11 protein-coding genes are annotated in these 12,078 nt (G+C 69.0%); 6 read left to right on the forward strand and 5 right to left on the reverse strand.

Annotated features, from left to right (window positions below):
* Nucleotides 1-180: 180 nt before the first annotated feature.
* Nucleotides 181-1,773: a putative glycoside hydrolase gene (locus ACWCPQ_RS24310; RefSeq protein WP_449902689.1), complete on the reverse strand. Its 1,593-nt coding sequence runs from the start codon at nucleotides 1,771-1,773 to the stop codon at nucleotides 181-183.
* A gap of 118 nt (nucleotides 1,774-1,891) precedes the next feature.
* On the opposite strand from ACWCPQ_RS24310, the gene ACWCPQ_RS24315 reads away from it, so the two are divergent.
* Nucleotides 1,892-2,911 carry a polysaccharide deacetylase family protein gene (locus tag ACWCPQ_RS24315; RefSeq protein WP_449902691.1) on the forward strand — a complete coding sequence of 340 codons (1,020 nt, stop codon included), beginning with the start codon at nucleotides 1,892-1,894 and terminating at the stop codon, nucleotides 2,909-2,911.
* Between the two features lie 8 nt (nucleotides 2,912-2,919).
* On the opposite strand, the gene ACWCPQ_RS24320 is transcribed toward ACWCPQ_RS24315, so the two are convergent.
* From ACWCPQ_RS24320 to ACWCPQ_RS24330, 3 genes are all read right to left on the reverse strand, one after another.
* Nucleotides 2,920-3,885: a DUF389 domain-containing protein gene (locus ACWCPQ_RS24320; protein ID WP_449902693.1), complete on the reverse strand. Its 966-nt coding sequence runs from the start codon at nucleotides 3,883-3,885 to the stop codon at nucleotides 2,920-2,922.
* 10 nt (nucleotides 3,886-3,895) lie between these two features.
* Nucleotides 3,896-4,093 carry a hypothetical protein gene (locus ACWCPQ_RS24325; RefSeq protein ID WP_449902695.1) on the reverse strand — a complete coding sequence of 66 codons (198 nt, stop codon included), beginning with the start codon at nucleotides 4,091-4,093 and terminating at the stop codon, nucleotides 3,896-3,898.
* Nucleotides 4,094-4,211: 118 nt separating this feature from the next.
* Nucleotides 4,212-6,728: a LuxR C-terminal-related transcriptional regulator gene (locus ACWCPQ_RS24330; RefSeq protein WP_449902696.1), complete on the reverse strand. Its 2,517-nt coding sequence runs from the start codon at nucleotides 6,726-6,728 to the stop codon at nucleotides 4,212-4,214.
* A 336-nt stretch (nucleotides 6,729-7,064) separates the two neighbouring features.
* Between ACWCPQ_RS24330 and ACWCPQ_RS24335 the strand changes: the two genes are divergently transcribed.
* The 5 genes from ACWCPQ_RS24335 (at nucleotide 7,065) to ACWCPQ_RS24355 (ending at nucleotide 11,696) form a co-directional block, all read left to right on the forward strand.
* Complete coding sequence (locus tag ACWCPQ_RS24335; protein ID WP_449902698.1) at nucleotides 7,065-7,439, forward strand: SHOCT domain-containing protein; 375 nt, start codon at nucleotides 7,065-7,067, stop codon at nucleotides 7,437-7,439.
* Nucleotides 7,436-8,587 (forward strand): AI-2E family transporter, encoded by a 1,152-nt coding sequence (locus tag ACWCPQ_RS24340; protein WP_449902700.1) that lies wholly within the window; start codon nucleotides 7,436-7,438, stop codon nucleotides 8,585-8,587. The genes ACWCPQ_RS24335 and ACWCPQ_RS24340 overlap by 4 nt, the downstream gene beginning before the upstream one ends.
* Before the next feature lie 93 nt (nucleotides 8,588-8,680).
* Nucleotides 8,681-9,106, forward strand: coding sequence for a DUF7144 family membrane protein (locus ACWCPQ_RS24345; protein ID WP_449902702.1), 426 nt, complete (start codon nucleotides 8,681-8,683; stop codon nucleotides 9,104-9,106).
* A gap of 176 nt (nucleotides 9,107-9,282) precedes the next feature.
* Nucleotides 9,283-9,942, forward strand: a complete 660-nt coding sequence (locus tag ACWCPQ_RS24350) for a GAP family protein (protein WP_449902704.1) — start codon at nucleotides 9,283-9,285, stop codon at nucleotides 9,940-9,942.
* A 65-nt stretch (nucleotides 9,943-10,007) separates the two neighbouring features.
* A complete protein-coding gene (locus ACWCPQ_RS24355; protein ID WP_449902882.1) occupies nucleotides 10,008-11,696 on the forward strand; it encodes a SulP family inorganic anion transporter in 1,689 nt (562 codons plus the stop codon).
* A 49-nt stretch (nucleotides 11,697-11,745) separates the two neighbouring features.
* Here the strand turns inward: ACWCPQ_RS24355 and ACWCPQ_RS24360 are convergent, their stop codons facing one another.
* Nucleotides 11,746-11,976: a lipopolysaccharide assembly protein LapA domain-containing protein gene (locus ACWCPQ_RS24360; protein WP_449902707.1), complete on the reverse strand. Its 231-nt coding sequence runs from the start codon at nucleotides 11,974-11,976 to the stop codon at nucleotides 11,746-11,748.
* Between the last annotated feature and the right edge of the window lie 102 nt (nucleotides 11,977-12,078).

The following is a 12,078-nucleotide window of genomic DNA, read 5'->3' on the forward strand; positions in this document are numbered from 1 at the left end:
GGAGGTATCGCAGGGGGTGTGTGTTGGCGGGTGCGCGATGTTGTGGGGTGTGCAGATGCGGTCCGCGGAGGCCGTAGCGAAGGCGGAGGTATCGCAGGGGGTGTGTGTTGGCGGGTGCGCGATGTTGTGGGGTGTGCAGATGCGGTCCGCGGAGGCCGTAGCGAAGGCGGAGGTATCGCATCACTTCGGGTCGAGGGCCCCCTCGTGGTAGCTCACGGCCGGGTTCCACAGGAAGAAACTGTCGATACCGGCTCGACGGGTGGCATCGATCTGAGCTCTGACCTGGGCATCTCCATAATCGGCGCCGAGGCTGAAGTCCTGGAGCCACGGGATCACCGACGCGTTGGTGCCTTTGGTCGCGGTCTGGAAATCACGGAGCGACGCCGCCACGATGTCATAGGGCTGGTTGTTCGGATCCGCTACGCCGTACTCACCGGGTCCCCAGTGCGAGGGATAGATCATCGGCGCCACGAAATCCACCTGTTTCGCGATGAGCCGGATGTCCTGGGCGATCTGGTCCGGCCGGGTGGCGGCGATACCGTACACCGCCGCGCTGAGGTGGGCACCGGCCGTGTGCACCGGTTCCCGGGCCTGGCCCAGGAACCCGGCGACGGCTTCGGTCGCCGGCCGGGTGAGCCCGGTGAATTTCATACTCGACAGGCTGCCGTCGGGCCGGCGGACGTAGTCGTACATGATTCCGTCGAAGCCGAGCTCGCCCGCCTCGACCGCGAGTGCGATGTTGTAGGCGCGTACCTCCGGGTGGGCGAAATTGGTGAACGCGATCGCGCCGTAGTGGCTGGAGTAGGGCTGTCCGGCCGGGTTCTGGACCACCCAGTCGGGTCGTCCGTTGTGCCAGGCCCAGCCCGCCAGGGTCGGGTCCCGGAACGCGACGATCCGGCCGACCACCTGGACACCCATCTCGTGTAGCTGCCGCAGCGCGTCGCGGGCCCGATAGATGGGGGTGGCCGCGCCGGTGCTCCGGGCCAGGGGGACCTTCGAGTCGTATCCGACGGTGCCGTCCTCGTCCTTGATATCGAGCTGGACGGTATCGATCCGGCCCTGCCTGGCCATGTTCAGCACCGATTCGCGCATACCGTCGTCGGACCATGCGTATGCGGTCACGTGGACCGCGCGCATCCGCGGCAGATCGATACCGGCGGTCAGCGTCTTCTTCGTCGTATTGCCCGCCGAGTCGACCGCCACCACTTCGGAGCCGGACGGATGGTGCGGCAGTTCGGTCTCGAAGCTGCCGTCCGCCGCGGGGGTCACCGTGGTGGCGCCGATCGAGACTCGCGCGGCCTCCGGGGCCCGGCCCCGCACCGTGACCGGGTCGCGGTAGGAGGCCGCGGCCTCCGGCGGCGTGACCTCCAGCTGCGGTGCGGTGGTGTCGACGGTGAAAGCGGCCGCGGTGGCGGGTCCGTCACGTAACCAACCCAGCGGTCCGCCGACCGGGATCTCCGCGGTGAAGGTGTGCTCGCCGTCGGCCAGCCCCTCGGGGTGATAGACGACGGTGTCGCCGTCCACCCGGCCGGTCACGGCCGTACCGTCCACGGTGAGTTCGACCGCGTGCGGATCGTGACCGGTGGCGTCCACACGCAGGGCCAGATCCTTCAGCGCAATCGCGCCGACCGGGCCCGGAGGTAGGCCGGTCAGGGGGAGCGCGGGGGCCGGAGATCGTCCGGCCCCGACCCCGGCCGAAACCAGCAGAACTGCCAAGAGAACACCGAAGGCCAGGGCCACCAACCGTTTACGGTCGGCGGTCCGCAACCGCATGAGCACAACGCATCAACTCCCACGAACACTGTCCCGTCAATATGGACAGATCGCGGGGTTCTCAATCGCTTTCCCGGAGATGGAACGTAAATCGTTGTCGGCACGTAACATTCGGGCGATGGTGCGTTACCCGGGAGCAGTCGGACGGTCGGTCGTGGCGACTCTCGTGGTCGTGAGTGCCGCTGCCTGCGGGGGAACACCGGAGGCAGCGCCACCGCAACCGGCGCCGGTCGCCCCCGCACCACCGGCGGTGACCACACCGCCACCGCCGGACCCGGCGGCCGTCGGCGCCGACGAACTCGGTCGCGTTCCGATCCTGATGTACCACCAGCTGTCCGCGCAGCCGGCCGGCGAATACGACCAGACACCCGCCGAGTTCCGCGCGGAACTCGATCGCCTCCGCCGCGAGGGGTACCGGCCGATCACTGCCGCCCAATACGCCGCGGGGACCGTGGACATCCCGGCGGGAACACATCCGGTGGTCCTCACCTTCGACGATTCCACGACCAGCCAGCTGCGGTTCACCGCCGACGGCGTGCCCGCGCCGGACTGCGCGGTGGCCGTCCTGGAGGAATTCGCGGCCCGGCATCCGGATTTCCGGGCCCGCGCGACCTTCTACGTCACCGACGACCCGTTCGGCGGCGACCCCCGGGCACTGCCCTGGCTGGCCCGGCACGGTTACGAGATCGGTGCCCATACTGCTACCCACCAGGATCTGGGATCCCTGGACGCGGGGGGAGTGCAACGTGAGCTCGCCCAGAACGTGCGGGCGATCGGTGCCGCCGCCCCGGGCACCGCGGTGACCACCATGGCGTTGCCGCTCGGTTCTTCCCCCGCCGACCCGGGGCTGGCGCTCGCGGGAGCCTGGGGCGGCACCCCCTACCGGTTCGGGGCGGTCATGCTGGTCGGTGCGAACCCGGCGCCGTCACCGTTCGGTGCGGTTGATCCGGGTGCGGTACCGCGGATCCGATCCGGTCTCGGGCGGGTGCCGTTCGATTCGGCGTACTGGCTCGACGAACTCGCGGCGAACCCCGGCGGGCGTTTCACCTCCGACGGTGACCCCGACCGGATCTCGTTCCCGCGCGCCTCGGCGGGTGAACTCGGTCCACGCTGGGCCGGGCGGGCAGCCCCGTACTGAGCACTGGATCAGTCGGTGACCCGGGAACCGACGGTATGCACGACGATCACCCGGGGATCCCACGGTACCAGTGCGTCGACGGATTGCTGGAGTGGTCCGAGCGGCGGTAGGTCCTGCGGCGCGCGGATCTGGACAGTGGCGGTGCCACCGTGCACCGTCACGTCGGTGACCTGCGCGCCGGGAACATCGCGCAGCCACTCGCCGGCCGCGTCGGCGATCTGCTCGGCCCACAGCGAGGCCAGCGAGTTGACGACCATCGGGACCGCGACCACCACCAGAGCCGCGGCGAGAACCGCGTAGGCCCGGCCGCGCCGGGCGGCTCCCGCGCCCGCCTCGTGTGCGTATCCGGTGAGAACCAGCACCAGGGCGGCGGTGATCACCATGGCGACGACATTGGAGGCGAACAGGATCGACGCGCCCAGCGCGAGTGCGGGTCCTCCCGAACCGAGGCAGACACCGACCACCGCCAGCGGGGGAACGAGCGAGATGGCGATCGCCACACCGGGCAGGACATCACCGACATCCCGCCGGGTGACGGCGACAGCGCCGACCAGACCGGTCGCCAACGCGGCAGTGAGATCGACCAGCCGTGGCGAGGTCCGGCCCAGCACCTGGGAATTGGCGAGCACATCGGTGGGGTTCGGCAGCACCTGTGCTACGAGGACTCCCAGCGTCACGACCACGACCGCGCCCGCCGCCACCACCAGAATGCTCTGGGCCACGAGCCGAGCGCGACCCGTGGCGATTCCCAGCCCGATGCCCAGAATCGGCACCGACAGCGGCGCCACGATCATGGCACCGATCACGGTGGCGGTGGAATCGCCCACCACGCCGGATACCGCGATGACACCGGACAGAACCAGCATGAGCCAGAAGGCCGACCGTTTGGCGCGGACGTCACCGGCACTCAGGTCCAGTCGGTCGGTGATATCCGCCAGTTCCCGGCGCTGACTGATGGGAACCAACAGCGACATTGTCGCAACCTCAGTCCGGTAGCCGGCGCATCTCGAGTACGGTGAGCCCCAGATTGTCGATCCGGGCGAGTACCGCGCGCACACCTGTGGGATCGGTGAGCGGACCGCACAGCACCGTGGTGCCCTGGCCGCGGTCCCCGCTGAGCTCCGGGAAGGCGGCCAGCGCGCGTTCGGAGAGTTCGCCGTCGATGGTGAACTGGTATCGCATCGCCGTCTCCTGCCTCGTCCGGACCCGCCGACGACCGGTGCCGTCGCGGCGAATTCGAGTCTGCGCCGCTACCACGCGCGGTGCCTCCTCCGCTCCGGGTGAAGCTCGGCCGTTCGCCTCAGAGCAGCCCGGTGCGGCGCGCCTCCTGGAGGGTCTCCATCCGGGAGCCGGTGCCGAGTTTGGCGTAGATCCCGCGCATATGGGTTTTCACCGTGTTGACCGAAACTCCGAGATCGTCGGCGATGTGCTGGGTGGTGCGACCCGAGGGCAGCTGGCGCAGGACGGTCAGCTCGGTCGCGGTGAGCGCGGGATGGTCGGTCCGGCGCCGCTGATGTCCGGCCCGCACCGAATCGGCGAACGCGCTGCGATGGCCGAAGCATCCCGCGTAATAGTCGAGCAGTTCGACGGTGCCGGGGACATCGAAGAACGGGCGGGTGATCCGGTGTGTGGCGGCGACGCACAGCCCGTTGTCGATCGCTTCGCGGGTCTTGGTGTCGTTACCGAGCTGGTGGTGGGCGCGAGCGTAGAGCAGCCATCCGGTCAGCTGGGTGACCGGATGCAGCCCCGGGGTGGCCGTGAGTAGTGGTTCCACCTGGAGAACAACCCCGTGATGGTTACCGGCGACCGCCGTCAGCGCCGCGCCGGACAGGACGGTATCGGGGGTGCGGCCCAGTACCGTGCGCGCACGCTCGATCAGCTGCTGAGCGGTCACTGTTTCGCCCGCGCCCAGCAGCGCCCATACCGCCGCGCTGAGCAGGCCGCCGCTGAGCGCGGGAGGCGGATCCGCATCGAGAAGGCGGCCGATGCTGCGCCGCAGCCGTTCGGCGGCGGCACCCCGGTCGGGAGAATGATGGCAGTCCAGCAGACTGCCCACCACATGCGGTAGCCAACCCGCCACGGGGCCGGGTGTTCCGTCGCGGCGGATGTGCTCGGCGCACAGGATCCGGATATGCCCGGGCTGCGGTTCGGTGCCCTGGAGGTAGGCGCCGTAGGCCTCCAATGCCGTGGCGTGCACGGTTTCCGGCAGGTCCAGCAGTTCGTGATCGCGGGCGATGGCGCAGGCCCGTTCGGCGCGCTGACGCATGGTCGTGATCGATCCGGCCAGCCCCGCGGTGACAGCGAGCCGGGTCACCGCGATCAGCCGTAGCCGGGGGTGGCAGCGGGACCGGGTGCGGGTCAGCGCGACCCGCAGTCGTTCCTCACCGCGGGCCAGCTCACCGCGCAGGGCCAGCGCGGTTCCGGTGGTGACCGCGAGATACCCGTCGAGGTCGGGTCGGTCGGCGGGCGGCATCCGGTCCGGGAAAACACCCGCGTCCGCGACACTGCCGGTGGCCACCGCGAGTTCCGCGTCCACGGCGGTGGTGAGTGCCTCGAGCCGGTACGGGCCCGCCAGCGAGAGCGGATCGTCGTCGGCGAGCAAGCGGGCCGTATCCCGGTAGGCCTGTGCCGAACTGCTGTCGCCGTGCAGTAGCGCGTCGGTGACCTGCAGCAACCGCAGATACGGGTCGGCCAGAACATCGGGTGCGGTCTCCGCCAGCGCGTCGAACAATGCCTCGCCGTCGCCGGCGAACACCAGGGCCAGCGCGTGCTCGGCCAGGAAACCGGCCAGCGGCCGGTGATCGGCTACCGTGAGCAGATGCGGAAGCGCGGCCCGCAACTCCCCGGCCGACATCAACTGCCGCGCGGCCCGCAGCCGCAGATCCGAGCACAGTTCCACGCCGAGCCGATTGGCTTCGGCGAGGAAGTAGGCCCGCAGCATCGGATGGTAGGCGTGCCAGACCTTGCCGCCGCGGGTCGTCGAGGTCATCGGGAAGTTGATCCGGTCGAGTTCGTAGAGCCGATGTGCCGAACCGCCGCCGACCATGGCGTCGGCGAGTTCATCGGTGAACTCCTCCGGGATGCTCGTGCAGGTAAGGAACTGGCGCAGGGCCGGTGAGAGGGTTTCGATGAGCTCGCCCACCAGCAGGTCGGTGAAGGCGTGCGGTGGCCGTGCCAGCGCGGTGAGGGCGTCGCGGTGATCGCCGTTGTGTGCGGCGAGGTAGATCGCGGCGATCCGGACCAGCGCAGCCCAGCCCTCGGTGAGCGACATCAGGGTGGTCATCGAGTGCGGGTCGAGATCGCACCCGTGCTCGGCGCACAGTACGGCGGCCTCCTCCGGCGACAACGCGAGGTCGGGAGCGCTCCACCGGGTGAGCCGGGACTGCAGTTCCAGCAGATGCCAGCGGATCGGCGGGTCGAACCGCGCGCACAGCACGGTCGTCACCGTCGGCGGGGCGTGCTGCAGGAAGTACTCGAGTCCGGCCAGCGCGAGCGGGTCGGTGATCAGATGGGCGTCGTCGAGGACGAGCACCGTCGGCGTGGAATCGTCGGCGAGCGCCGCGATCACCGCCTCCGCCTCCCCGACACCGGCGGCCGGCTGTCCGGTGCCCGGGCCGGAACTGCCCAGGCCGGATCGGAGCTCCGGCCACAGCGAGGTCTGATCGCGGATCGTGACCCAGGCGATCCGGGTGTCGTGACGTGAATGTGGCAGTTGCCGCGCGGCCCATTCCGCCACCGCCACCGTTTTGCCGATACCCACCGCCCCACAGATCAGCAGGACGCCACCGTTGCCCGCCTCGGTCACGGTATCCAGCATCGAATGCAATCGTGGCCGTGACACGGGCGTGAAGGGGAACACCGGGATGGGTGATCGGGCCCGGGCTCGCGGTACGGAGCGACCTGTCAGATCCAGTGTTGGCGAAGTGGTCACGGTGCCTCCCGAAGACGTCGTCCGAAACAGCACTAGCACGCACTCGGCCGCAGCCTACCGGAGCTGCGAGGCCTCTCCGCCGGTCGTGAACCAACCTGTTACCAGGGCGTATCCGGGCGAAATCATCCGCATCGGGTGAGCCGCGCGGCGGCGCTGCGGCCATAGCGTCGCAGGAGTCGCCGGCACCCGGGGACTTCTGTATCCGATGCGAAGAGGTGGGCCATGTCCTTCTGGGAAGCGCTCTGGCTGGTTATCGTGAGTTTCGCGTTCGTCGCCTATCTGCTGCTGCTCTTCTACATCATCGGTGATCTGTTCCGGGACAAGGAGACCTCGGGCTGGATCAAGGCGATCTGGGTGGTGCTGCTCATCGTGCTGCCGCTGCTCGCCTCGCTGGTGTACCTGATCGTGCGCGGCCGGGGGATGAACGAACGGACGGCGGCCGAGGCCGAGCAGGTCGAGGCGGCGCAGAAGAAATACATCCAGCACACCGCCGGCACCAATCCGGCCGCCCAGATCGCGGACGCGAAACGGTTGCTCGCCGAGGGCACCATCTCCGAGGCCGAATTCGAACGGCTCAAGGCCAAGGCCATGTCGTGACGGCATCGCCCCCGGACGCGGCCGAGCCCGCACCGGAGCGCGGCGGGCCGGCATCGAAGGATGCCGACCCGCCGCAGTGGGCGATCCCGCGCGGCCTGATCGTGCTGCTCGTCGCGGCCGCCACTGTCGTGGCCGTCACCGGCGCGAAGGCGTTCTCCGGTGTGCTCGGCCCGGTGTTCCTGGCGCTGATGTTCGCGATCGCCGCGCAACCCATCCAGACCCGGCTCCAGCGCCGCGGCGCACCCGCCTGGGTGGGGATGCTCGCGGCGCTGACGGTGGTCTATCTGGTGCTGCTCGGCCTGGTCGCCGCGATGGCGTTGTCGGCCGCCCAATTGGCGACCGCGCTCCCGGATTACTCCGACCAGTTCTCCTCGCTGTTCGATCAGGTGCGTTCCCTGCTGGAGCAGTTGAACGTCGATCAGGACCGGATAGAGCAGGCGCTGAGCGGTTTCGATTGGGGGCAGCTGGTCGACGTGCTGGAATCCGCGCTGCGCGAACTCGCCGGTGTTTTCTCGAATCTGCTGTTCGTCCTGGCTCTGCTGCTGTTCATGGCCTTCGACGGGATGACCTTCGGGCGCCGGATGAGCAGGGTGGCCGGGATGCGTCCCGATATCTCGAACGCACTGAGCAGTTTCGCCGCCGGCACCCGCAAGTACCTCATCGTCTCCACCGTTTTCGGACTCATTGTGGCGGTGCTCGACGGTGCGGCGCTGTGGTTGCTGGCGGTCCCGTTCCCCATCCTGTGGGGACTGCTGTCGTTCATCACCAACTACATCCCCAACATCGGATTCGTGATCGGGCTGATCCCGCCTGCACTACTGGCCCTGCTCGACGGCGGCTGGGCGAAGATGGTGTGGGTGATCGTGCTGTACTGCGTGTTCAACGTGGTGGTGCAGTCGGTGATCCAGCCCAAGTTCGTCGGTGACGCGGTCGGGCTGAGCGTCACGGTCACCTTCCTGTCCCTGGTCTTCTGGTCCTGGGTGCTCGGGGCGCTGGGAGCACTGCTGGCGATTCCGCTGACCCTCCTCGCCAAGGCGCTGCTCTTCGATATCGATCCGTCGACTCGATGGATGGATGTGCTCATCAGCGACCGGCCGCCCGATACCGAACCGGAGGAGGAGGCCGATACCGGCGGACCCGCGCGGTGAGCGCCGCGCGGCCGATTTCACCCGGCACGGGTGAGGTGTCCCCCGGTGCCGCACGCGAGAGTCGACGCACACCTGCGCTCGGAAGGAGTGGAGATGACAACTGCACGGGAACCGATGGCGGGTACCTCCGGCCACACTCCGCGTCGGCAGGGGGTCGCCGCCGGCACCTCCATCGCCGCCGCGATACTGCTGCTGACCGTCGGCGTGCTGTCGGTGCTGGAAGGTATCGCCGCGGTGGCCGAGGACGAACTGTTCGTCGTCGGCGTGAACTACACCTACGAATTCGACATCACCACGTGGGGCTGGATCCATATCGTGCTGGGTGCGGTGCTGATCATCAGCGCGTTCGGGTTGATGACCGGTACGGCGTGGGGACGCGGTCTGGCGATCGGCATCGCTGCCCTGTCCATCCTCGCGAATTTCCTGTGGCTGCCCTACTACCCGTGGTGGTCGATTCTCATCATCGCCCTCAACATCGTGGTGATCTGGGCGATCGCCACCTGGCGGCCGCAGACCTGAGACCTACGTTTCGCGCGTACCCCGGCGGCCCGGCTGCCGGGGTACGCGTCCGGAGCCGGGAAGGACCTCGGCTGATGCCGGTTGACCCTGATCTTCGCCTTCCCGGATCGGCGGCCGCCGGTATTCACCCGGTTCGTATGACGAAATCCGTCCGGCCCGCGGCCTAGCGTGGCGAAATGGGCACTGTGACCGGTGATCTGCTTCCCTTGGCGGTCGGGGTCTCGATCTCGCCGATCCCGCTGGTGGCGGCCATCCTGATGATCCTGTCGAAGAACGCGTCGGCGGCCGCGGGTGGTTTCGCCGCCGGCTGGACCGGCGGCATCGTGCTCACGACGGTGGTGTTCACCCTGCTCGCCGCCGTGATCGGACTGTCCACGGACTCCGAACCGGGCGGCGCGGTGGCGTGGATGAAGATCGGGTTGGGGCTGCTGCTGCTGGCGGTGGCCGTTGCCCAGTGGGGGCATCGTGCCGATACCGCCGAACCGGGGTGGATGCGGGGGATCGATCAGCTCACCGCGGGCAAGGCACTGTTGCTGGGAGCGGCTCTGGCGGCGGTGAACCCGAAGAATCTGCTGCTGTGCGCGTCGGCGGGAGTGACAGTGGGCGCGAGCGGGCTGGGGGTCGGCGCACAGGTGGTGGCAGTGGCCGTGTTCACCGTGCTCGCCGCGGCCAGTGTGCTGGGGGTGGTCGTCGGTTACGCCGTCGCGGCCGACCGGTTGCGCGGCACCCTCGACCGGGCCCGGGCCTGGCTGGAGGCGAACAATCACGTGGTGATGGCCATCGTGCTGTCGGTGATGGGCGCGGTGGTGCTCGGTAAAGGAATCGGTGGCCTGTGACCGGCCGCGGCGGAGCGGATTCGGAAAGTACGGCGGCCGGTGCGGCCGGGGCACTGTGGGGTGCCCTGTTCCCCTCTCTGCACGGCTATCGGCGGGCCTGGATCCGGCCGGATGTGGTCGCCGGGCTGACGGTCTGGGCAGTACTGGTACCGGAGGCGCTGGCGTACGCGACCATCGCCGGGGTGGCGCCCGTGGTGGGTCTGTGTGCCGCGGTTCCCTCGCTGGTCCTGTACGCGCTGGCGGGCAGTTCCCGGCATCTCGTGGTCGGGCCCATGTCCGCCACGGCGGCGCTGTCGGCTGCGCTCGTCACGCCGTTGGCGGGGGCGGACGCCGGCCGGTATCTCGCGCTCACCACCGCCCTGGCGATCGCCACCGGCGTGGTCGGATTGCTGGCCGGACTGCTGCGACTGGGCTTCGTGGCGTCGTTCATCTCCGAGCCGGTGCTGAAGGGGTTCATCATCGGTCTGGCCCTGGTGATCATCATCGGCCAGGTGCCCGAGCTCCTGGGTGTCGGGAAACGCGACGGTGATTTCTTCGATCAGGCCTGGGGTGTGCTGACCCACCTCGGTGATATCGACTGGCGCACGCTGTTGGTCGGCGGGCTGAGCCTCGTACTCGTGCTGGGGCTGAAACGCTGGCTGCCGTTGGTGCCCGGTTCGCTGCTGGCCGTGCTCGCCGGGATCTTGGCGGTGACGGTTCTGGGCCTGGACGACAAGGGAGTCGAGATAGTCGGCCCCATCGAATCCGGTATGCCGGTGCCGGGGCTGCCCGGCGGCGTCGCGCTCGGCGACTATCTCGATCTGCTCGGGCCCGCCGTGGGGGTGCTGCTCATCGGATTCGCCGAGGGACTGGGTGCCGCCAAAACCTATGCGGCCAAGGCCGGATACGAGGTGGACCCGAACCGAGAACTCCTCGGACTGGGCGCCGCGAATCTCGGGGCCGGGTTCTTCTCCGGGATGGTGGTGAACGGAAGTCTGTCGAAAACCGCGGTGAACGGATCGGCCGGCGCGAAAACACAGGTCAGCGGTCTGGTGGTGGCCGCGCTGACCGTGCTCACCTTACTTTTCCTCACCGGCCTGTTCGAACAGCTGCCCGAGGCGACCCTGGCCGCCGTGGTGATCGCCGCGGTGATCGAACTGGTGGATATCGCGGCGCTGCGCCGGCTGTACCGGGTGTGGTCGCAGTGGCTGGGTGGCATATACGGCAAGGCCGCCCGGGCCGATTTCATCGCCGCCGTGGCCGCGCTGCTGGGCGTACTGTTCTTCGGCACCCTGCCCGGTCTGCTCATCGGTATCGGCATCGCCATGGTGCTGCTGGTCTACCGCACCTCGCAGCCCCATATCGCGGCGCTCGCCCCCCGCGGGGGGCTGTGGCTGGACGTGGCCCGGCATCCCGACCTCAGCCCGCGCCCGGACGCGCTGGTGGTGCGGGTGGAATCGGGGCTGTACTTCGTCAACGCCGATACCGTCCGCCGCCGGATCCAGGAGCTGTGCACCGAGCGCACCCGGTTGGTGGTGCTGGACGCCGAGACCTCACCGGTGATCGACGTGACCGCCGCGATCATGCTGGTCGATCTGCGCGATACTCTCGCGCGGCGCCGGGTGGATTTCCGGATCGCGCGTTCTATCGGCCAGTTCGGCGACGAACTCGCGGCGGCGGAACCGGGTACCCAGCGCATTCCGGTGTATCCCACCGTCGCGGCGGCCCTGGGGGAGCAGACCGGGCGCCACCAGCCGTCCGACAGCGAGCGATGACCTGAGGGCGGGTTCGGCACCATGCCGCCGGGAACCCGCGATCCGGTGCTCAGCGCCGGCTGCGCCGCCGGATCAGCAGACCGGCCACCAGACCGATCAGGAACATGATCAGCAGAATCAGCCACATCGGCGAACTCACCGTGACCGGCAGGAACCGGATCTCCACATGGTCGCGGTTCTCGACGATGAAGATCACGGCGACCACGGTCAGGGCGAGCGCCAGCCACTGGTTCACCGTGATCCGGGACAGCAGTGACGGCTTGGGTGCGCGTTCGGTCATCGCGGTCCTCCGGGAGGTCGCAGTGGTCGGAATACTGTGCAGTCTCCGGCGCCGGTGGCCCGTCGGCATCACCCGCTGGGGATGAGCCGCGCCCTCGCGAGC

Source organism: Nocardia sp. NPDC001965, from assembly GCF_053594175.1.